20 protein-coding genes are annotated in these 20,161 nt (G+C 67.1%); 14 read left to right on the top strand and 6 right to left on the bottom strand.

Annotated elements, in window-relative coordinates:
- The first annotated feature begins 8 nt into the window (after positions 1-8).
- The 4 genes from CG50_RS16535 to CG50_RS07920 are packed head-to-tail and all read left to right on the top strand — an operon-like array spanning position 9 to position 1,677.
- A complete protein-coding gene (locus tag CG50_RS16535) occupies positions 9-176 on the top strand; it encodes a heme exporter protein CcmB (protein ID WP_394297133.1) in 168 nt (55 codons plus the stop codon).
- A 55-nt stretch (positions 177-231) separates the two neighbouring features.
- Complete coding sequence (gene ccmC, locus CG50_RS07930; RefSeq protein ID WP_036636895.1) at positions 232-960, top strand: heme ABC transporter permease CcmC; 729 nt, start codon at positions 232-234, stop codon at positions 958-960.
- Entirely contained in the window at positions 957-1,136 is a 180-nt protein-coding gene (locus tag CG50_RS07925) for a heme exporter protein CcmD (protein WP_036636859.1), read from the top strand. Before ccmC ends, CG50_RS07925 begins: the two co-directional genes overlap by 4 nt.
- Positions 1,129-1,677, top strand: coding sequence for a DsbE family thiol:disulfide interchange protein (locus tag CG50_RS07920; RefSeq protein ID WP_036636857.1), 549 nt, complete (start codon positions 1,129-1,131; stop codon positions 1,675-1,677). Before CG50_RS07925 ends, CG50_RS07920 begins: the two co-directional genes overlap by 8 nt.
- A gap of 5 nt (positions 1,678-1,682) precedes the next feature.
- Here the strand turns inward: CG50_RS07920 and CG50_RS17230 are convergent, their stop codons facing one another.
- Both CG50_RS17230 and hpt read right to left on the bottom strand, forming a co-directional pair.
- Positions 1,683-1,856 (bottom strand): hypothetical protein, encoded by a 174-nt coding sequence (locus CG50_RS17230; protein ID WP_169743350.1) that lies wholly within the window; start codon positions 1,854-1,856, stop codon positions 1,683-1,685.
- Between the two features lie 4 nt (positions 1,857-1,860).
- Positions 1,861-2,382, bottom strand: coding sequence for a hypoxanthine phosphoribosyltransferase (gene hpt, locus CG50_RS07915; RefSeq protein ID WP_036636891.1), 522 nt, complete (start codon positions 2,380-2,382; stop codon positions 1,861-1,863).
- Between the two features lie 175 nt (positions 2,383-2,557).
- Between hpt and CG50_RS07910 the strand changes: the two genes are divergently transcribed.
- Positions 2,558-3,013 carry a type II toxin-antitoxin system RatA family toxin gene (locus CG50_RS07910; RefSeq protein ID WP_036636855.1) on the top strand — a complete coding sequence of 152 codons (456 nt, stop codon included), beginning with the start codon at positions 2,558-2,560 and terminating at the stop codon, positions 3,011-3,013.
- Between the two features lie 179 nt (positions 3,014-3,192).
- Here CG50_RS07910 and CG50_RS07905 read toward each other — a convergent pair whose 3' ends face one another.
- From CG50_RS07905 to CG50_RS07895, 3 genes are read right to left on the bottom strand one after another with little or no spacing between them, the layout of a single operon-like run.
- Positions 3,193-3,666, bottom strand: a complete 474-nt coding sequence (locus CG50_RS07905) for a CinA family protein (RefSeq protein WP_036636845.1) — start codon at positions 3,664-3,666, stop codon at positions 3,193-3,195.
- Positions 3,663-4,160, bottom strand: a complete 498-nt coding sequence (locus tag CG50_RS07900; protein ID WP_036636844.1) for a phosphatidylglycerophosphatase A family protein — start codon at positions 4,158-4,160, stop codon at positions 3,663-3,665. The genes CG50_RS07905 and CG50_RS07900 overlap by 4 nt, the downstream gene beginning before the upstream one ends.
- A gap of 1 nt (position 4,161) precedes the next feature.
- Positions 4,162-5,301 carry a bifunctional 2-C-methyl-D-erythritol 4-phosphate cytidylyltransferase/2-C-methyl-D-erythritol 2,4-cyclodiphosphate synthase gene (locus tag CG50_RS07895; protein WP_036636842.1) on the bottom strand — a complete coding sequence of 380 codons (1,140 nt, stop codon included), beginning with the start codon at positions 5,299-5,301 and terminating at the stop codon, positions 4,162-4,164.
- 308 nt (positions 5,302-5,609) lie between these two features.
- Here CG50_RS07895 and dusB point away from each other — a divergent pair, with 308 nt between their 5' ends.
- The 9 genes from dusB to hflX all read left to right on the top strand — a co-directional run bounded on the left by dusB (position 5,610) and on the right by hflX (position 17,487).
- The gene (dusB, locus tag CG50_RS07890) at positions 5,610-6,584 is read left to right on the top strand and encodes a tRNA dihydrouridine synthase DusB (protein WP_036636840.1); all 975 of its coding nucleotides are present in this window, start codon (positions 5,610-5,612) and stop codon (positions 6,582-6,584) included.
- Positions 6,581-7,651 (top strand): two-component system sensor histidine kinase NtrB, encoded by a 1,071-nt coding sequence (locus tag CG50_RS07885; RefSeq protein ID WP_036636838.1) that lies wholly within the window; start codon positions 6,581-6,583, stop codon positions 7,649-7,651. The genes dusB and CG50_RS07885 overlap by 4 nt, the downstream gene beginning before the upstream one ends.
- A gap of 3 nt (positions 7,652-7,654) precedes the next feature.
- Complete coding sequence (locus tag CG50_RS07880; protein WP_036636836.1) at positions 7,655-9,025, top strand: sigma-54-dependent Fis family transcriptional regulator; 1,371 nt, start codon at positions 7,655-7,657, stop codon at positions 9,023-9,025.
- Between the two features lie 81 nt (positions 9,026-9,106).
- Complete coding sequence (locus CG50_RS07875) at positions 9,107-11,362, top strand: sensor histidine kinase NtrY-like (RefSeq protein ID WP_036636889.1); 2,256 nt, start codon at positions 9,107-9,109, stop codon at positions 11,360-11,362.
- Positions 11,355-12,770: a nitrogen assimilation response regulator NtrX gene (gene ntrX, locus CG50_RS07870; protein WP_036636833.1), complete on the top strand. Its 1,416-nt coding sequence runs from the start codon at positions 11,355-11,357 to the stop codon at positions 12,768-12,770. The genes CG50_RS07875 and ntrX overlap by 8 nt, the downstream gene beginning before the upstream one ends.
- Positions 12,771-12,836: 66 nt before the next feature.
- Complete coding sequence (trkA, locus tag CG50_RS07865; protein ID WP_036636831.1) at positions 12,837-14,213, top strand: Trk system potassium transporter TrkA; 1,377 nt, start codon at positions 12,837-12,839, stop codon at positions 14,211-14,213.
- Positions 14,214-14,220: 7 nt separating this feature from the next.
- Entirely contained in the window at positions 14,221-15,771 is a 1,551-nt protein-coding gene (locus tag CG50_RS07860; protein WP_036636828.1) for a TrkH family potassium uptake protein, read from the top strand.
- Positions 15,772-15,973: 202 nt separating this feature from the next.
- Positions 15,974-16,207: an RNA chaperone Hfq gene (hfq, locus tag CG50_RS07855; protein ID WP_036636826.1), complete on the top strand. Its 234-nt coding sequence runs from the start codon at positions 15,974-15,976 to the stop codon at positions 16,205-16,207.
- Entirely contained in the window at positions 16,204-17,487 is a 1,284-nt protein-coding gene (hflX, locus tag CG50_RS07850) for a GTPase HflX (protein ID WP_036636824.1), read from the top strand. Before hfq ends, hflX begins: the two co-directional genes overlap by 4 nt.
- A 127-nt stretch (positions 17,488-17,614) precedes the next feature.
- Here the strand turns inward: hflX and CG50_RS07845 are convergent, their stop codons facing one another.
- Complete coding sequence (locus CG50_RS07845; RefSeq protein WP_036636822.1) at positions 17,615-20,074, bottom strand: penicillin acylase family protein; 2,460 nt, start codon at positions 20,072-20,074, stop codon at positions 17,615-17,617.
- Positions 20,075-20,161 lie beyond the last annotated feature (87 nt).

Genomic DNA, 20,161 nt, shown 5'->3' with positions numbered 1-20,161 from the left:
TGCTGCCGATGACGGTTCCGGTGCTGATCTTCGGCACCGAGGCCGCCCGGCGCGGCATCGAGGGGCAGGGCCCGACACCGGCGTTGGCCCTTCTCGCCGGAGCGAGTGCCGCCGCCGCCGCAGGGCTGCCCTTTGCCGCCGCCGCGGCCCTGCGCGTCGCCCTGCGCGGACGCTGAGCCCGTTGACGCGCTAGTGATTTGAGCGTTTCCGGGCAAGGAGATAGCAATGCACATGACTTTCTGGGACCATGCCAATCCCACCGCTTTCATGCGCCTGTCGGGCGCGGTGCTGCCCTGGGTTTCGGGCGCGGCGGGGATTTGCCTGTGCACGGGCCTGACCTGGGGGCTGATGCTGACGCCACCTGCTCAGGGGTTCGGCGCCTCGGTCAAGGTGATCTATGTCCATGTGCCGGCGGCGATGATGGCAATCAACCTGTGGTTGATGATGGTTCTGGCCTCGGGGTTGTGGTTCGTGCGCCGCCATCACGTTTCGGCGCTGGCGGCGAAGGCGGCGGCACCGGTCGGGCTGACGATGACGCTGATCGCGCTGGTAACCGGCGCGCTGTGGGGAGAGCCGGTCTGGGGCACGTGGTGGGCCTGGGATCCGCGACTGACCGCTTTCCTGATCCTGTTTCTCTCCTATCTCGGTTATGTCGCCCTGTGGCGCGCGGTGCCGCATACCGAGGCGGCCGCCGATCTCGCGGCGCTGCTGTGTCTCGTCGGATCGGTCTTCGCGCTTGTGTCGCGCTATGCGGTGCTGTTCTGGGCGCAGGGACTGCATCAGGGGGCCACGCTCAGCCTTGACCGGGCCGAGCATATCGCCAATGTCTACTGGGTGCCGCTGGTGGTGACGATTGCCGGGTTCGTCGCGCTGTCGGTTGCACTGGTTCTGGCGCGCACGCGGACCGAAATCTGCCGCCGCCGCATCGATTTCCTGCAAGAAAGGGCGCGTCGCGCATGATGCCGGATCTGGAAATTTACGCGGCGACAGTGCTTGGCGCCTTCGGGGCGACGCTCGGTCTGCTCGGGACCCTGATTGCGGTGACGGTCTGGCAAGGCGCCCGGGCGCGTGTTCGTCTCGCACGGGCCGAGGCCGCTTTCGGATCCCCCGTCCCCGAGAGGCCGTTCCATGGTTAAGCCGCTGATGTTCTTGCCTGTTGTTGCCTTCGCGGTGCTTGCCGGAGGGCTTGGCTGGGTCGTCATCCATCGCGGCACCGCCGAGGTGCCCTCGGCCTTTCAGGACCGCTCGGCGCCTGCGGTGCGCCTTGGCGCCCTCGGCCCCGAGGCCCCTTTCACCGATGCCACGCTGCGCGACGGGACGGTGAAGCTGGTAAATTTCTGGGCCTCCTGGTGTCCGCCCTGTCGCGAGGAGCACGCCGAGCTGATGTCGCTGCAGGCGAATGGCGTGCCGGTCTACGGGGTCGACTGGAAGGATCAGCCGACAAAGGCAATGGACTTCCTCAATGACATGGGAAATCCGTTCACCGCGCTCGGTCAGGATCCGAAGAACGAGATGGGCCTCGACTGGGGCATCGCGGGCGTGCCCGAGACCTTCGTGATCGACGGCGACGGCAAGGTGCTGCTGCACCATTCCGGCCCGCTGACAGACGATTTCATCGAAGACCAGATCGAGCCGCTTCTGGGCGGGACCAGCGGCAACCCGGGGCCCGATGGCTGAGAAGGTCAATGGATCTTCGGCTTGCCCGCGACATGCGCCCAGTCTGGCCATAACCCCAGCATGTCGAGCCCGACGATCACCAGAACGATTGCCAGAACCGCACCGAAAAACTTCACCTGCTTCATCGAAGGCGGGTTCCGCGCCCATTTTACCATGCGCAGGAACCACAGGAAATTCATTGCCTTACGCTCCGGCGCTGTCGGTGAAGCGAACCTTGCCGATGAACGGCAGGTTGCGATTGCGCTGCGCGAAGTCGATGCCGTAGCCCACGACGAATTCGTCGGGGATCTCGAAGCCGGTCCAGGTGGCGTGAATGTCGACCTCGCGCCGCGACGGCTTGTCGAGCAGCACGCAGCTTTCCAGCCGGTTCGGATTGCGCGCCTTCAGCAGCCCCATGATGTGCTTCATCGTGTGACCGGTGTCGATGATGTCCTCGACGACCAGTACGTCGCGCCCCTCGATCCCGGCGCGCAGATCCTTCAGGATGCGGACCTCGCGCGAGGAGGACATGGCGTCGCCATAGCTCGAGGCTTCGAGGAAGTCGACCTCGACGGGCAGGTCGATCTCGCGCACGAGGTCGGCGATGAACACGAAGGAGCCGCGCAGCAGACCGACGACGACCAGCTTGTCAGTGTCGCGGAAGCTGTCGGTGATCTCGTCGGCCAGCGCCTCGACCCGCGCGGCGATGCGCTTGGCGGAAATCATCTGGTCGATCACATAGGGGCGCCCGTCGGGGGTGACGAGGCCGCTGGTGCGGTAGGTGAGGCGGGCCGGGGCGGCAGGTTGCGACATCGCGCGTGTCCTCGATGGGGATGAGGCCTTGATTGCCCTTCGCATTTATCGCAATCAGGGCGCGTTGAAAACCCGGACGGAACAGACGATGCCGACACATACCGAACAGCGGGTGATGCCCTACACGGCGCAGCAGATGTTCGATCTGGTGGCGGATGTGCCGCGCTATCCGGAATTCCTGCCGTGGAATTCGGCCGCGCGCATCCGCTCGCGCAGGCCCGGGCCGGAAGCGGGATCCGAGGTGCTCGAGGCCGATTTGATCATCTCGTTCAAGGTGTTCCGCGAACGGTTCGGTTCGCGCGTGACGCTGTTTCCGGCGCGCCACCGGGTCGATACCGAATACCTCGACGGCCCGTTCAAATATCTGAAGAGCTGGTGGACCTTCGCCGACCGCCCGGAAGGTGGCTGCGACGTGGAATTCTTCGTCGATTTCGAGTTCCGCAACGCGATTTTGCAAGGCGTGATCGGCGTGGTGTTCAACGAGGCGATGCGCCGTATCGTCAAGGCCTTCGAGGATCGCGCCGCCACGCTTTACGGCGCCTGAACGCTGTATTTTCCTGACGGAAAAGGGGGCTCTGCCCCCCTCGGGCCTTCGGCCCTCACCCCCGGGATATTTTCGGCGAATCGAAAGATGAGCGCGGCGCCCCTGCTTTCATCTTTCCACAAATATCCCGGGGTGAATTGCCCCGCAGGGGCAAGAGGGGCAGAGCCCCTTTCGCGATTTCAGTCCTGCGCCAGCGCCTGTTCAAGCAGGGCAAGCGCATGGTCGCGCGCCGCTTCGCGCACACGGGCTCGACCCGGAGCGCCGAACTCGACGGTTTCCGTGATTGTCGCGTGGCCCTTGTGCGCGAGGCCGAAGCAGACCCGGCCCTCGGGCTTGTGCTCCGACCCTCCGGGGCCGGCGATGCCGGTGGTCGAGACCGCCAGATCCGCCGCGGAATGGGCGAGGGCGCCCTCGGCCATCTCGCGCGCGACCTGTTCCGACACCGCGCCATGGGCCGAGAGCGTCTCGGCCGAGACGCCGATCAACTGCTCTTTGGCAAGGTTCGAATAGGTGACGAAGCCGCGCTCGAACACGTCGGACGAGCCCGGAATGTCGGTCAGCGCCGCCGCGACCATGCCGCCGGTGCAGCTTTCGGCGGTGGCGATACGCAGCCCCCGGGCGCGTGCGGCGGCGAGCAGGCGCTCGGCGCTCACAGCCCCATGATCCCGTGATAGAGGCCGGCGAGGATCACCGTGCAGATGCCCGCGAACAGACCCGCCCAGAGATCGTCCAGCATGACGCCCGCCGGATCGCTGCGCCGGTCGGCCCGGCCGACGAGCCAGGGCTTCCAGATGTCGAACAGCCGGAACAGCAGGAAAGCGAAGACCGGCCCCGGCCAGACCATCGGCACGCCGTGCACCGCGAAGCCGAGTGCGGGGAACAGCATCGCCACCCACTGGCCCGCCACCTCGTCGATCACGAATTCCGACGGATCCTCGCCCGGGCGGTCGGCAAGCGCGAGGCCCACCGTATAGAAGCCGACGATGGTCACCACGATCGTCGCCACCACCAGGAACGGCGTGCCGATCCAGCGGTCGATCCCCCAGCCCACGAGCATCGCCGCAAGCGATCCCCAGGTTCCGGGAGCCCTGGGCAGGGTGCCGATATAGCCGACGGTGTTGATGAGGCGCTGCGTCTCGGGCGACATGTCAATCTCCGATCAGGGTGACGGTTGCGATGGCGGCGATGCCTTCCTCGCGCCCGGTGAAGCCGAGCCGCTCCGAGGTGGTGGCCTTGACCGAGACCCGGTCCGCCGCGATACCCATGATGCGCGCCAGCGTCGCCGCCATGTCAAGCGCGAAGGGGCCGATCTTGGGCCGTTCGCAGATCAGCGTGACGTCGCAGTTCGACACGCGGTAGCCACGCGCCGCGGCGAGCTTCGCCGCATGGTCGAGGAAGATCTCCGAGGCGGCGCCTTTCCACTGCGGGTCGGACGGCGGGAAATGCCGGCCGATATCGCCCTCGGCGAGCGCGCCATAGATCGCATCGGTCAGCGCGTGCATGCCGACATCGGCGTCGGAATGGCCGAGCAATCCCTTGCCATGCGGCACCTTGACGCCGCAAAGCGTGACGTGATCGCCCTCGGTGAAGGCGTGGACGTCATAGCCGTTGCCGGTGCGGATATCCATGTTCTGGCCCTTTCTGGCGGCGAGGATGGTCTCGGCACGGGCGAAATCGCCCGGCCAGGTGATTTTCAGATTGTCTTCCGAGCCGGGCACGATGGCGACGGCCAGTCCGGCGGCGCGGGCGACCTCGACGTCGTCGGCGGCGCCGCCCGGATGGGCGCGATGGGCGGCGAGGATCTCGGGGAAGCGGAAGCCCTGCGGGGTCTGGGCGCGGTAAAGTCCGCTGCGGTCGCGGGTGCCGGCGACATGGCCGTCCGTGCCGAGCCAGAGCGCATCGGTCACCGCAAGGGCAGGGGCGGCGGCCGGCGCGGTATCGAGTGCCGACAGCACTCCGGCGATCACCGGCCCGGGCACCAAAGGCCGCGCGCCGTCATGGATCAGCACCCGCGTCACCTCGCTGCCCTCGAGCGTGTCGAGCGCGTTGCGCACCGATCCCGCCCGGTCCGCCCCGCCCGCGACCAGCGTCGCGAGCCCGCCGAACAGCGCCGCCGCGCGCGCCATGTCATCGGGGTGCAGCACCACGACAATACGGCCCATGCCCTGAAACGCGCGCAGGGTGTGAAGCAGAACCGGCTCGCCGGCCAGCGGACGCCATTGCTTGGGTTCGCCTTCGCCCGCGCGGGTGCCACGCCCCGCCGCCACAATGATTACCGCTGTCGTCATCTCGTCCCCTCCGGGCTTCGGGTTCTAGGGCAAGGGCGGGGCCGACGCAATCGTGCCGCCTTGCGCAAAGCGTCGTGACGCCTAATCCGGCGATTGCGCGGATTTCAGGCGCGACAACGGCGCGTTTGCGGGCACACCCCGAAGGAAATACGGCCTCTCGGCGGCTTCCTCCCCAGTTTTGGCTCGATTTCTCGGTGAATTTGCCTATATTGTGGGCATGTGCCAGTTTTTGCTGCCGAAACCGAGGGCTCAGAATTGTATTTTCGACGGTAAATAGCTAGCAGGTGAAAGCAACGAAGGGAGCCTCCGTGACGATCACGCTCGATACTTTCCGGCTGTGGCCGCCGGTGCTGCTGGCCCCGATGGCGGGGATCACCGATCTGCCGTTCCGGCGGATCGTGGCGCGGTTCGGTGCCGGTCTGGTGGTGTCGGAAATGGTCGCCTCGGGCGAGATGCTGACGGCGAAACCCTCGGTCCGGGCCAAGGCACGCACGGAACTCGGGCTCGACATGGCAGCCTCGGTGCAGCTTGCCGGGCGCGAGGCGCAGCCGATGGCCGAGGCCGCGCGCATGGTCGCCGACATGGGCGCGAAGATCGTCGATATCAACATGGGCTGCCCGGCGAAGAAGGTGACGGGCGGCTATTCCGGCGCGGCGCTGATGCGCGACCCGGATCACGCGCTGCGCCTGATCGAGGCGGTGACCGGCGCGGTCGATCTGCCGGTGACGCTGAAGATGCGGCTCGGCTGGGACACGGACAGCCTGAACGCGCCCGAGATCGCGCGCCGCGCCGAGGCGGCCGGGGTGAAGATGATCGTCATCCACGGCCGGACGCGGATGCAGTTTTACAAGGGCACAGCCGACTGGGCCGCGATTCGCGCGGTGCGCGATGCGGTCGGCATCCCGGTGGTCGCGAATGGCGATGTGACCGATGCCGTCTCGGCCGCCGCCGCCCTGAAGGCGAGCGGAGCGGCCGGCGTCATGGTCGGGCGCGGCGCGCAGGGCGCCCCCTGGGTTCTGGCCGAGATCGCCCATGCGATCCACGGCACACCGGCCCCCGCGATCCCCGAGGGCGATGCCCTCGCCGATCTGGTCGCCGAACATTACGAGTCCATCCTGTCTTTCTACGGGGCCGACCTCGGGCTGCGGCTCGCGCGCAAACACCTCGGCTGGTATGCCGAGCGCGCCGGCGCGCCGCTGCGTGCCGAGATGATGGTCTCGTCCACCGCACAAGAGACCCTCGGTCTGATCCGCAGGGCATTCGGCGAAAGGATCGCGGCATGAGCCTGCCCGCCCCGGGAACCATCTGGAATTCATTGCCAATCCCGGCCCTGCTGATCGACGGCGACGAGCGCGTCATCGAGATCAACCCGGCTGCGGAATACTTCCTCAACCTGTCGAGCAAGATGCTCAAGGGCCAGTCGGTGATGGAGCGGCTTGCGATTGCCGCGCCGCTCGAGGAAATCTTCGCGCGGGTGCGCAAGAACCGCGCCGCCACCTTCGTCAACGATGTCGACGTCACCACCGGCGAACGCGCGCCCATCCAGTGCAACATTCAGGCCGCGCCGCTTGGCGAGGAGCCGGACACCGTTCTGTTGCTGATCAACCCGCGCGAGATCGCCGACCGGCTCGGCCGGGCGAGCATGGTGAAATCGGCGGCGCGCTCGGCGATCGGCATGGCCGAGATGCTGGCCCATGAGATCAAGAACCCGCTCGCCGGGATCGCGGGGGCGGCGCAGCTTCTGTCGATGAACCTCTCGGGCGAGGATCTGGAACTCACCGATCTGATCGTCGACGAGACGCGCCGCATCGTGAAGCTGCTCGAACAGGTCGAGCAGTTCGGCAATGTCCGCCCGCCCGAGAAGAAGCCCGTCAACATCCACGACGTTCTCGACCGGGCGCGGAAATCGGCGACGGTGGGGTTCGGCTCGCACATGACGATCCTGGAGGATTTCGACCCTTCATTGCCGTCCACGCTCGGCGATGCCGATCAGCTGACGCAGGTGTTCCTGAACCTGCTGAAGAACGCCGCGGAGGCCGCCAAGGGCCGGCCGGGCACGATCCGTATCCATACCTTTTACGATTACGCGCTGCGGTTGCGTCGGGCCGATGGCAAGGGGCAGGCGCTGCCCCTGCAGATAGAGATCATCGACGACGGCCCCGGCATCCCGCCCGACATCGCCGGATCGCTGTTCGAGCCCTTCGTCTCCGGCCGCGAGAACGGCACCGGGCTTGGCCTTGCACTGGTTTCGAAGATCATTTCCGAACATGATGGCTGGATCAGTGTGGATTCTGTGCCTGGCCGCACGGTTTTCCGCATCTCCCTGCCTGTCGCCCCTAAGGAGAGCTGACCGATGGACGGCACCGTTCTTGTTGCAGACGACGACCGCACGATCCGCACGGTCCTGACGCAGGCGCTGACGCGCGCCGGCTGCAAGGTCCATGCCACCGCCTCGCTGATGACGCTGATGCGTTGGGTCGAGGAAGGAAAGGGCGATCTGGTGATTTCCGATGTGGTCATGCCCGACGGCAACGGCCTCGAGGCGCTGCCGCGCATCGCGCGCGAACGCCCCGGGCTGCCGGTGATCGTGATCTCGGCGCAGAATACCATCATGACGGCGATCCAGGCGGCGGAGGCCGATGCCTACGACTATCTGCCGAAGCCCTTCGATCTGCCCGATCTGATGAAGCGCGCGGCGCGCGCGCTGGAACAGAAGCGCAAGGCGCAGGTGATCCCGAAGATCGTCGAGCCGCGCACCGAAGGCACGGACCTGCCGCTGGTCGGGCGCACCGCGGCGATGCAGGCGCTGTATCGGCTGGTCGCGCGGGTGATGAACGCCGATTTGCCGGTGCTGATCCTTGGTGAAAGCGGGACCGGCAAGTCATTGATTGCACGAGCGATTCATGATTTCTCGGATCGGCGCACGCTGCCCTTCGTGGTGGCGCAGGCGGCCGATCTCGCGGGCGCCGAGGGACCGTCCTCGCTCATCGCGCGGGCGCGCGGCGGTTCGCTGGTGTTCGACGAGGTGGGCGATTACGACGACGAGACGCAGGGCCGGATCGTGCGGATGCTCGACGCGCTGCCCGATCCCGCGCCGCGGATCATGGCGACGACGCAGGTCGATCTCAGCTCGCTGATGGAGGCGGGCAAGTTCCGTCAGGATCTGTTCTATCGCCTCGGCGGCGTGACGCTGGCGGTGCCGGCGCTGCGCGAGCGGGTCGAGGACATTCCGCTTCTGGCCGAGCATTTCCTGACCCGCGCCGAGCGCGACGGGCTCGGGCTGCGGCATCTGTCGGGCGAGGCGATGGCGCTGGTGCGCTCCTACGCCTGGCCGGGCAATGTGCGCCAGCTGGAGAACACTATCCGCCGGCTGGTTGTGACCTCATCCGAGGAAGAGATCACCCGCGCCGAGGTCGAGGCGGTTCTCGGCAATCAGCCCGCGGTCGAGCCGATGCGGCCCGGCGGCGAGGGGGAGAAGCTCTCGACCTCGATCGCGCGGCATCTGCGGCGGTATTTCGATCTGCACGGCGGAAATCTGCCGGCGCCGGGGCTGTATGACCGCATCCTGCGCGAGATGGAGGCCCCGCTGATCGAGATCGCGCTCGATGCGACCGGCGGAAATCAGGCCAAATGCGCCGATCTTCTGGGCATCAACCGCAATACCTTGCGTAAGAAGATCACCGATCTGGATATCCAGGTGACACGGCGACGCAAACTGATGTAAATGGGCCACAGGGGGATGTGGCCGATCTGCCATCCGGCAGGCCGGCCCGTCCGTTGACCTTGGGGGACATTCTTGCAAAGCGTGCAACGCAGCGCATGGGACAGGCTTGTCAGGCTGCGGCGCCAACGGCGTGTGCAGAACATTCTGACGCTGGGGCTGACCGTGCTGGGACCGGTGCTGGCGCTGGCGACCTTCCTGGTTCTGGGGCCGATGGGCGAGGGCGCGGATTCGACCGCGCTGCGGCTGATCCTTCTGGCCGATTTCGTTTATTTCCTGCTGCTCGCCGGGCTGATCGTCATGCGGCTGGTGCAGATGATCGCGGCGCGGCGCGCGCGCACGCAGGGCTCGCGCCTCGGGCTGCGGCTGACCGGCGTGTTCGCGGGCGTGGCACTGGTGCCGACGGTGCTGGTTGCGCTCTTCGCCGGGCTGACGGTGAACATCGGGCTTGAAGGCTGGTTCTCGGACCGGGTGCGCTCGGTTCTGACGACATCGCTCGCCGCCGCGGAGGCCTATCAGGACGAACACCGCCGCGATCTGACGCAGGATGTGCAGGCGCTCGCAGGAGGGTTCGCCACGCTCTCGCCCGAGACGGCGGCACTGATGACCGACGGGATGCTGCGCGAGATCCTCGCCCGTGGTCAGGCCGACATCCAGCGCGGCCTGAAGGAGGCCTATGTGGTCGACGGGTCGGGCAGCATCGTCGCACGCGGCGACCGCAGCTACCTGTTCGATTACGAGAAACCCTCGGACGAGAGTTTCATCGAAGCCGGCGCCGGCCGCACCGTGCTGATCGAGGACTGGCCGAACTCCGAGCTGCGCGCGCTGGTGCGGCTGAAGCCCTTCGCCGACCGCTATCTTTACGTCACCCGCAAGGTCGACGGTCAGATTCTGTCGCTGCTCGACGATACGCGCCAGACCGTGCATCTGTATCAGCAGCTTGAGCAGGCGCGCGGCCGGGTGCTGTTCGAATTCGGTCTGGTCTATGTCGGCTTCGCGATGATCCTGATCCTCGCGGCGGTCTGGATCGGGCTGTGGTTCGCCGAACGGCTGTCGCGCCCGATCGGGCGGCTTGCCGCGGCGGCGGAGCGGGTGGGGTCGGGCGATCTCGATGCACGGGTGCCCGAGGAAGAGGGCGATGACGAGATTGCCACGCTCGGCACCGCGTTCAACCGCATGACGCGCGAGCTGAAAGCGCAGCGCGGCGCGCTGGTCGAGGCCCACCGCGGCAGCGAGGAAGCGCGCCGGCTGTTCGATTCCGTTCTGGGATCGGTGACCTCCGGGGTGATCGGGCTCGATGCCGGGGGGCGGATCGACTTCCTGAACCGCTCGGCGAGCCGGATGCTGATGCTGCCGGGGGGAGCGGATCAGAATGCGCCGCTCGATGCCGCGGTGCCGGAATTCGCCGCTCTGTTCGCCCGGCTGCGTGACGGCATCACCCCGGTGGTGCAGGAGGAAATCCGGCTGTCGCGTGACGGCCGTCTGGAGAACCTGCTGGTGCGGATGGCCGAACGACGCGCGAGCGACGGCACCCGCGCGGGATTCGTGGTGGCCTTCGACGATGTGACAGAGCTGGTTTCGGCGCAGCGCATGGCTGCCTGGGGCGACGTCGCGCGCCGTATCGCGCACGAGATCAAGAACCCGCTGACGCCGATCCAGCTCTCGGCCGAGCGCATCAAGCGCAAGTTCGGCCGGCAGATGTCGCCCGAGGACGCCGAGACGCTGGATCAGCTGACCGGGGTGATCGTGCGTCAGACCGGCGATCTGCGCCGGATCGTCGACGAGTTCTCGCGTTTCGCGCGGATGCCCGAACCCGACCGGCGCGAGCATGACATCGTGCGACTGGTGCGCGACGCGGTGCTGCTGCAGGACGGCGCGCTGCATGGCGCGAAGCTGAGTTCCGATCTGCCAGAAGGCGCGCTGGTGATGGAATTCGATGCGACGATGATTTCGCAGGCGATCACGAACCTTGTGAAAAACGCCGGGGAAGCCATTGAAGGTCTTCAGGAAAAGGGCGCACCGGACGGATGGGATCCGGAAGTTCGCGTCAGCCTCGCCATCGAGGAGGATGCGGTCACCATCCGTATCGCCGACAATGGCATCGGCCTGCCGGAGGACCGCTCGCGCCTGTTCGAGCCCTATGTGACGACACGCGCCAAGGGCACCGGCCTCGGGCTGCCCATCGTCAAGAAGATCATCGAAGAACATGGCGGGACGCTGACGCTCGACGACGCGCCCGCCTTCGCCCCCGGGGCCCGCCGCGGCGCCGAGGCGGTCATCAGACTACCGCGGGCCCGCACGGGCCAGCGGGCCATCAAGGATAGAGCAAGTCATGAGTGACATTCTGATCGTCGACGACGAAAAGGACATCCGCGAGCTGATCTCGGAAATCCTGAACGACGAGGGCTACAAGACCCGCCTCGCCGCAAATTCCGACGACTGCATGGCCCAGATCGAGGCCGCGGTCCCGGCCCTGATGGTTCTCGATATCTGGCTGAAGGACAGCCGGATGGACGGAATCGACATCCTGAAAACGGTCAAGCGCGAGCATCCGGACGTCCCGATCATCATCATCTCGGGCCATGGCAACATCGAGATCGCCGTCGCTGCGATCAAGCAGGGCGCCTATGACTTCATCGAGAAGCCCTTCAACATCGATCAGCTGATGGTGGTGATCGGGCGCGCGATGGAGGCCTCGAGCCTGCGGCGCGAGAACCAGAGCCTGAAACGGCGCGACGGTGCGGCGGGCGAGATGATCGGTCAGTCGGCGGCATTCCGGCGGATGAAGGATCAGCTCGACAAGGTGACGCGCTCGAACGGGCGGGTGATGCTGACGGGCGAGCCGGGCTCGGGCAAAGAGACGGCGGCGCGCTACATTCACGTCAATTCGGCCCGGGCCGCGGCGCCCTTCGTGACGGTGAATTCCGCCACCATCGCCGCCGAGCGCATGGAAGAGGTTCTGTTCGGCCGCGAAACGCCCGAACGTGGAATCGAGAAAGGCCTTCTGGAACAGGCGGATGGAGGCATCATTTACTTTGATGAAGTCTCCGACATGCCGCCCGGAACCCAGGCCAAGATCTTGCGCGTTCTCACCGATCAGGCCTTCACGCGCGTCGGGGGCAGCACGCGCATCAAGGTCGATCTGCGGGTGATTTCCTCGACCACGCGCATCCTTTCGGCGGAAATCGCCGCCGGCCGGTTCCGCCAGGAGCTGTTCGACCGGCTGAACGTGGTGCCGCTCGCGGTGCCGCCGCTTGCCGAACGACGCGAGGACGTGCCGTTGCTCGCGCGTCATTTCATCGAGGGGTTCAACCGCTCGCAGGGGTTGCCGCTGCGCGTGCTGTCCGAAGAGGCGGCGGCGGCGCTGCAGACAATGGAATGGCCGGGCAACATCCGCCAGCTGCGCAACGTGATCGAGCGCGCGCTGATCCTCGGCGAGGGAACCGGACCGATCGAGGCACGCGAATTCCAGACCTCGGCCGGCCCGGCCGAGGAGGGGCGGATCGTGCTCGGCGGCGCGCTGGCCACGTTGCCGCTGCGCGAAGCGCGCGAGCTGTTCGAGCGCGAATATCTGCTCACCCAGATCAACCGCTTCGGCGGCAATATCTCGCGCACGGCGACTTTCGTGGGGATGGAACGCTCGGCGCTGCATCGCAAGCTGAAGTCGCTCGGCGTGGTCACCTCGGTGAAGCCCGGCGGGCGCATCGCCCATCTCGATGACGAGGCGGACGACGAGGACGACAGCTGACCGCCCGGCGATTGACCGCCCATGCTCCTGCCCCTAGAACCAAGCGCCTGAGACGGAGGTCGCACGATGAAGGTCATCATTTGCGGAGCGGGCCAGGTCGGCTGGCAGATCGCGCGCCATCTGGCGGGCGAACGCAACGACGTAACCATCGTCGATTCGAACGCCGATCTGGTGCGTCGTGCGGCCGATACGCTGGATGTTCAGGGGATTGCGGGCTTCGCCTCGCATCCGGACGTGCTTGAGCGCGCGGGCGCGGCCGATGCCGATCTGATCATCGCCGCGACCTATTCCGACGAGGTGAACATGGTCACCTGCCAGGTCGCGCAATCGGTGTTCGGCGTCACCCGCAAGATCGCGCGGGTGCGCTCTCAGGTCTATCTCGATCCGCGCTATGCGAGCCTTTACGGCCGTGACCGGCTGCCCATCGACGTCGCGATCAGCCCCGAGCGCGAGGTGGCCGAGGCGGCGTTGCAACGCCTCTCGGCGCCCGCGACGTTTGACACCGAAAGTTTCCTCGGCGGCGAGGTGCAGCTTCTGGGCATCGCGCTCGAAGAAGACTGCCCGATGCTGAACACGCCGCTGCGTCAGCTGACCGACCTGTTCTCGACGCTGCGCGCCATCGTGGTGGGGGTGCGCCGCGAGGGGCGGCTGTTCGCCCCCGATCCGAACGATCAGCTGTTCGCCGGCGATCAGATCTATGTCTTCGCCTTCACCGAAGACGTGAACCGCACCCTCGAACTCTTCGGCAAGGTCACCAAGAAGCAGGAACGCATCGTCATCATCGGCGGCGGCAATGTCGGGCTGGGCGTCGCCCGTGCGCTCGAGGCGCGCAGCGACCGCATCCGCGCCAAGATCATCGAACGCGACCGCGCGACCGCCGAACGTGCGGCCGACGGGCTCGAACGCACCATCGTGCTCAACGGCGACGGGATGAGCGCGGAGCTTCTGGAAGAGGCGAACATCGAGCGCGCCGATGCCGTTCTGGCCGTCACCGACGACGACAAGACGAACATCCTCGTCTCGGTCCGCGCCAAGCAGGCCGGCTGCAAGATGGCCATCGCCCTTGTCAACGATCCGACGCTGGTGCCGCTGATGGCGACCTTCGACATCGACGCCTACATCAACCCGCGCGCGACCACCGTGTCCTCGATCCTGCGCCATATCCGTCATGGCCGGGTGCGGGCGATCTACTCGATCGGCGATGCCGAGGCCGAGGTGATCGAGGCGCAGGTTCTGGGCACCTCGCCGATCGCCGGCAAGACCGTGCGCGACATCGACTTCCCCGAGGGGGCGCTTCTGGGCGCGGTGCGCAAGGGCGACAGGATCTTCCGGCCGATGGGGGACACGCGGATCGACGAGGGCGACGTGATCTTGCTGTTCGTGCTGGCCGCCGATGTTTCGGAGGTCGAGCGCCTGCTGCAGGTTTCGGTCGATTTCTTCTGAGGCGGCGATGACGAACGCGCTGAAACAGGTTCCTCTGTTCGTCGTGATGATTGCCATCGCGGCGCTTGCCATGCTGGTGCCGGCGGCGCACGCTTGGTCGGTGTCGGACTATGCGGTGGGGCGGGCGTTCCTGTATTCGTCGCTGTTGTTTCTGTTCCTCTCGGCGTTGCTGGGGCTGGCGATGGCGGGAGGCGCGGAGGGGCCGGCCGCGCGCGGACAGCTGCTGTCGATCATCGCGATCCTGACGCTGGTGCCGCTGGTGTGTGCGGTGCCGCTCAATCAGGCGGTGCGCGATACCGGGCTGTTCAATGCCTGGTGGGAGATGGTCGCGGACATGACCACCACGGGGGCGACGCTTTACACTCCGGACCGGCTGAGCCCGAGCCTGCATCTGTGGCGCACGATGGTCGGATGGATGGGCGGCTTCTTCATGCTGGTGATGGCGATTGCGGTGCTTGCGCCGCTGCGCCTCGGCGGATTCGAGATCTTCGGCGCGCGCGAGGCCGGCGCCTTCGCCCGGATGGGGCGGCGCAGCGGCATGGGCGAGGCCCCCTCTTATGCGCCGAGCGAGGACAGCGCCACCACCGCCGAACGGTTGCGTCACTACACCCGGGTTTTGCTGCCGGCCTATGCCGGCATGACGGGGGTGCTGTGGATCTTGCTGATGGTGGCGGGCGATGCGCCGCTGATCGCGGCCTGCCATGCGATGTCGACGCTCTCGACCTCGGGCATCTCGCCGGTGGGCGGGCTGCAAGGTGCACAGTCGGGGATCGCGGGCGAGATGCTGATCTTCCTGTTCCTCATCCCGGCACTGTCGCGCCGGCTCTGGCCCGGCGGGGGCGAGCTGCGCCCGACCGAGCGGCTGCGCGACGACCCGGAGCTGCGTCTGGCACTGGCGCTGGTTCTGGGGGTGGCGGCGCTGCTGTTCGCGCGCCACTGGATCGCCGCTTTCGACATTCAGGCGCCGGCCGAGATCGGGGCCGTGGTGCGCTCGGTCTGGGGGGCGTTGTTCACCGCGCTGTCGTTCCTGACCACCTCCGGGTTCGAATCGACCAGCTGGGACGATGCGCGCGCCTGGTCCGGCCTCGGCACGCCCGGGCTGGTGCTGACCGGGCTCGCGATCACCGGGGGCGGTATCGCGACGACGGCGGGCGGTGTTCACCTGCTGCGCATCTATGCCCTGGTGCGCCACAGCCAGCGCGAACTCGACAAGCTGGTGCATCCGGCATCGGTGGGCGGCGGCGGACCGACGGCGCGCTGGCTGCGCCGCGAGGGCGCCTATGTCGCCTGGGTGTTCTTCATCCTGTTCTCGCTGACGCTGGCGGTGGTGATCCTTGCGCTGACGCTGACCGGCCTCGGCTTCGAACCCGCCGTCATCATGAGCATCGCCGCGCTGTCGAACACCGGCCCGCTGGCGGCCGTCGCGGCCGATCATCCGCTTGCCTGGCAGGAACTGTCGGTGGCCGCGAAGACGATACTTGCCGCCACCATGGTGCTCGGCCGGATCGAGACGCTGGCGATCATCGCATTGCTGAACCCCGAGTTCTGGCGCAACTGATCCGGGCCGCAAGCGGACCTGCTGCGGGACATCGCGATAACGGGCTGAAATTGGGGGTGGAATCTTGCCCCCGGGCCGCGCATACTCGACCCGCGGGGGAGGAGTGCGCGCCCGCGCGACCTGCCGGGATGCGTGACAGCGCGTGACGGGGGCAACCAGAAGCGACAACAAGAAACGTCAAGTCTCAAAGGCAAAAAAACACATGGCTGCCGATAAACAGAACCTGCAGGACGCCTTCCTCAACCACGTCCGCAAGACCAAGGTGCCGGTGACGATCTTCCTGATCAACGGCGTCAAGCTGCAGGGCGTGATTACCTGGTTCGACAATTTCTGCGTGCTGCTGCGCCGCGACGGCCAGTCGCAGCTGGTTTACAAACACGCGATCTCGACCATCATGCCCGGTCAGCCGATCACTCTGTACGAGGGCGAAGACTGAGCGCCCCGGTTTCCTCGCAGGCCCGTCCGACGCGGGCCTATGTGCTTCACCCCGATCTCAGGTCGGCCGAGGCCCGGCGCGAGCCGGAGCTTCGCCTGGCCGAGGCGGTGTCGCTCGCTGCCGCACTTCCCGACATGGAAGTCGTCGGCCACGAGGTCGTGCGCCTTCCGAAACCCAATGCCGGACATCTGTTCGGCTCCGGTAAGCTCGAAGAGCTGAAAGAGCGGCTGAGTGCGGCCGAGGTCGATCTGGTTCTGGTCGACGGCCCGGTGACGCCGGTGCAGCAGCGCAATCTGGAAAAGGACTGGGGGGTCAAGCTCCTCGACCGGACCGGGCTGATCCTCGAGATCTTCGCCGACCGCGCCCGCACGCGCGAAGGCGTGTTGCAGGTCGAGCTTGCCGCGCTCAGCTATCAGCGCACCCGGCTGGTGCGCGCCTGGACCCACCTTGAGCGGCAACGCGGCGGCTTCGGCTTCGTCGGCGGCCCGGGCGAGACCCAGATCGAGGCCGACCGCCGCGCCATCGACGAGCAGGTGATCCGCATCCGCCGCCAGCTGTCGAAGGTGGTGAAAACGCGCGAACTGCACCGCGCCGCGCGGCGCAAGGTGCCGTTCCCGATCGTCGCGCTGGTGGGCTATACCAACGCCGGAAAATCCACGCTGTTCAACCGCATGACCGGCGCCGAGGTGCTGGCGAAGGACATGTTGTTCGCCACGCTCGACCCGACGATGCGCGGGGTGACGCTGGCTTCGGGGCGCAAGATCATCCTGTCGGACACGGTGGGCTTCATCTCGGATCTGCCGCATGAGCTTGTCGCGGCGTTCCGCGCCACGCTCGAAGAGGTGCTCGAAGCCGATCTGATCCTGCACGTGCGCGACATCAGCCACCCCGAGACCGAGGAGCAGGCCGAGGACGTGGCCGAAATCCTCGACTCGCTCGGGGTCGATGAAGACGTGCCGATGATCGAGGTCTGGAACAAGATCGACGCGCTGTCGCAGCCGATGCGCGATGCGCTTCTGGTGCAGGACGCGCGCAAGACGACGATCCAGGCGGTTTCGGCGCTGACCGGCGAGGGGGTGCCCGCGCTCGTCTCGGCGATCGAGGCGCAGCTCGCCGAGGAACGCCACCGCGAGGAGCTGCTCGTGCCCTTCGACGAGGGCCGCCGCCGCGCCTGGCTGCACGAGCACAACGTCGTGCGCACCGAGCGCGAGACGAAGGAGGGCTGGGTCCTCGACGTCGAGTGGACCGGCACGCAGCGCGCCCGCTACCGCGCGCTCTGATCCCGGGCCGCAGGTCAGGCCCGCACAGCCCGGCACGACACAGAAAAAAGCCCCCGGCGTTCGCGCGCCGGGGGCTTCTTCTTTCGGTGGGGTGGGGTTCTTCCAGATCGGGCCGGGAAGCGCTGGTTCAGGGCGTCGCGGGCTCCAGCCGGGTGATACCCGCGGCTGCGGCATGGGCAAGTTCGGGGTCGAGCGACATCGGGATGTATTCGCCCCGCCGCCACAGCCCCGCGAGATCGTCGTAATGGCCCGAGAGCGGATTGCCCGACTGTCCCGTCGCGGTGATGAACACCGAGCTGTCGGGGTCGGCGAAATCGTAGACGCCGCGATAGCCGGCACCCGCGACCGCGGCGAAGGGATCGGCCCCGTCGCCCGCCGTCGCGTTGCGCGCGAGGGTGAAATCACCGCCCGAGACCGATTGCCGGATGTTGACGAACCAGTTCAGGAACGCCGCGCGGCCGAGCAGCGGGTGATCTTGCCGCGCCTCATGCGCATCGCCCCACCGCCAGCTTTGCAGATCGGGTCCGTATTTCGCCTTCAGCTGCATCAGCGCATCGTCGAGCGCCATCCGCGCCATGTCGGTGCAGGTCTCGACCGGGGCCGATTGCAGCACGTCGCACCAGCGCGCGGCACCGTCGGTGTTGCGGAACACCCGTTCGATGAACAGCGGATCGAGATGGTCGAACTCGGAAGCGAGCGGGCCCAGCTCATCGCGGATGATGCGGTTTTGCAGAGCCTTCATCCAGGCGGCGTAGATCAGCGGCTCGGGCAGATGCTCGTTCATGTCGCCGTCCCAGGCCGCCAGCAGCCCGAGCGCCTGCTGACGCATTCTTTCGGGCGTGCCCTCGGGCGCCGGGGCGCCGGTATACCACAGATCCTTGCCCACCAGCGGCAACAGGCTGCGTGCGGCCTGGCTGACCGTATCGAGCTGGATCGACATGAAACTTTCGCGCGAATGCACCTCGCGCTCGCCCATCAGGCGCGACAGGCGCTGGATGCGCTGACTGTCGCCCCAGTCATAGCTGACATGGCCCGGGAAGCTGCGGTTGACCGTCATCGCGTCGGTCGCCATCGCCACGCCGTCTTGCGGCGACAGATCGCGCGGCGTGTCGTCATAGGGCAGGGTGCCCTGCCAGCGGTCCTCGGGCAGCCAGCCGGGCGAGGGCATCCGCCCGAAGGTCACGTTGCGCGGATCGCGGCGCGGGATCGCGCCCATGGTGACGCGCCCGACACTCTTCTGATCGCCGAGCACCACATCCATCGCCGGCGCGACCCAGCCCGCGCCCGCCTTCACCGCGGCGTCGATGCTGCCCGCCTGCATCAGCGCCCGCATCGCGCTGAGCGTGGTGTCGCTCTCCGACAGTGCTGTCCAGCTGAGCGACATCACCGCCCCCGGAGGCGTCACCGCCGCCAGGTTGAAATGGCTCGGCGGCAGGACGGGGCCGTTGTCGCTCCAGCGCAGGGTGATGGTGACGGGCTGGGCATCCTTGACCTCGATGATGGTGCGGCGGGTCTCGAACGGCTTCCAGCCGCCCGGCGTGCGGTATTGCGTCGGGTCCGAGGGGTTCAGCTCCTCGACATGCAGATCCTGATCGTCGACATAAGCGGGCGCGATGCCCCAGCCGAAAGTCTCGCTCCGGCCGGTGAGGATGAAGGGAATGCCCGGGATGGTGGCACCGATCACGCCGCCCGATTTCAGCTGCAGCCGCGCCAGATACCACCACGACGGCGTGGTGAACCCCATCTGCGGATCGTTCGCCAGAAGCGTGCCCCCGGCGGCCGAGCGACGGGCGGCGGCGGCAAAGGCATTCGCCCGGGCGGTCAGAGCCGGCGACGGAAAGGGGGACATCGGGGCCTCGGTATCCTCGATGGTCATCTGCTTCGGCACGGTCGGGAAGATCGCGCCATACTCGGGCCCCTTCGGCACGCTCTGGCCGGGCATGTCGGGCAGAATGTCATTCACCCAGCCCTGACCGAGCAGCGAGATTCGCGCGCGCAGCACCTCGTTTTGCAGCGCCGGAGAGCTTTCGGCGGCCAGGAGCTTCTGGATCGCGATCGAATCCGCCGGCGTCCAGTAAGCGATGGGAGCATCGAACACGAAGAACTCGGGCGCACCGCGGCCAAGAGCCTTGCTGTTCACCTGCTCGATCCAGGCATTGACGCCGCGGGCATAGGCCTCGAGAGCGGCGCGGGTGGGCGCGTCCTGTGCCGCCACCGATTTCACGGCCGCACCGTAAAGATCGAGGCGGCGCATCAGCTCGTCGGTGCGCAGCGTGCTCGCGCCGAACACCTCGCTCAGCCGGCCCTGCACGGTGCGGCGCAGCACCGTCATCTGCCACAGCCGGTCCTGCGCATGGGCAAGGCCGAGGGCGAAATAGGCGTCCTCGTCATTCGCGCCGAAGATATGCGGCACATCCTCGGTCGAGCGCACGATCTCGACCGGGGCAGAGATACCGCCGACGCTATAGGTGGCGTTGTAATCGGGCAGCGAGCGGGCCGCGAAATACCAGATCGCCACTCCGGCGAGCACGATCAGCGCGAGAAGACCGGCGATCAGGCGAACCAGCCATCGAAACAGGGTGAACATGCGGGATCGGTCTCGGCTGCGGTTGACGGAACGGGCAGGGGCGTTAGTAAGTCAGCCGGGACAGATGATCAACGCGCGTTTTCCGGC

It is taken from the genome of Paenirhodobacter enshiensis, from assembly GCF_000740785.1.
Classification (GTDB): domain Bacteria; phylum Pseudomonadota; class Alphaproteobacteria; order Rhodobacterales; family Rhodobacteraceae; genus Rhodobacter; species Rhodobacter enshiensis.
The sequence above is the reverse complement of the archived record's forward strand: the minus strand, read 5'-3'. Positions and strand labels throughout refer to the sequence as shown.

Coding starts and splice junctions, on each gene's coding strand:
- CG50_RS16535 (WP_394297133.1), top strand. CDS start 9: ATGACGGTTCCGGTGCTGATCTTCGGCACCGAGGCCGCCCGGCGCGGC.
- ccmC (WP_036636895.1), top strand. CDS start 232: ATGACTTTCTGGGACCATGCCAATCCCACCGCTTTCATGCGCCTGTCG.
- CG50_RS07925 (WP_036636859.1), top strand. CDS start 957: ATGATGCCGGATCTGGAAATTTACGCGGCGACAGTGCTTGGCGCCTTC.
- CG50_RS07920 (WP_036636857.1), top strand. CDS start 1,129: ATGGTTAAGCCGCTGATGTTCTTGCCTGTTGTTGCCTTCGCGGTGCTT.
- CG50_RS17230 (WP_169743350.1), bottom strand. CDS start 1,856: ATGAATTTCCTGTGGTTCCTGCGCATGGTAAAATGGGCGCGGAACCCG.
- hpt (WP_036636891.1), bottom strand. CDS start 2,382: ATGATTTCCGCCAAGCGCATCGCCGCGCGGGTCGAGGCGCTGGCCGAC.
- CG50_RS07910 (WP_036636855.1), top strand. CDS start 2,558: ATGCCGACACATACCGAACAGCGGGTGATGCCCTACACGGCGCAGCAG.
- CG50_RS07900 (WP_036636844.1), bottom strand. CDS start 4,160: ATGTCGCCCGAGACGCAGCGCCTCATCAACACCGTCGGCTATATCGGC.
- CG50_RS07895 (WP_036636842.1), bottom strand. CDS start 5,301: ATGACGACAGCGGTAATCATTGTGGCGGCGGGGCGTGGCACCCGCGCG.
- CG50_RS07885 (WP_036636838.1), top strand. CDS start 6,581: ATGAGCCTGCCCGCCCCGGGAACCATCTGGAATTCATTGCCAATCCCG.
- CG50_RS07880 (WP_036636836.1), top strand. CDS start 7,655: ATGGACGGCACCGTTCTTGTTGCAGACGACGACCGCACGATCCGCACG.
- ntrX (WP_036636833.1), top strand. CDS start 11,355: ATGAGTGACATTCTGATCGTCGACGACGAAAAGGACATCCGCGAGCTG.
- trkA (WP_036636831.1), top strand. CDS start 12,837: ATGAAGGTCATCATTTGCGGAGCGGGCCAGGTCGGCTGGCAGATCGCG.
- CG50_RS07860 (WP_036636828.1), top strand. CDS start 14,221: ATGACGAACGCGCTGAAACAGGTTCCTCTGTTCGTCGTGATGATTGCC.
- hfq (WP_036636826.1), top strand. CDS start 15,974: ATGGCTGCCGATAAACAGAACCTGCAGGACGCCTTCCTCAACCACGTC.
- CG50_RS07845 (WP_036636822.1), bottom strand. CDS start 20,074: ATGTTCACCCTGTTTCGATGGCTGGTTCGCCTGATCGCCGGTCTTCTC.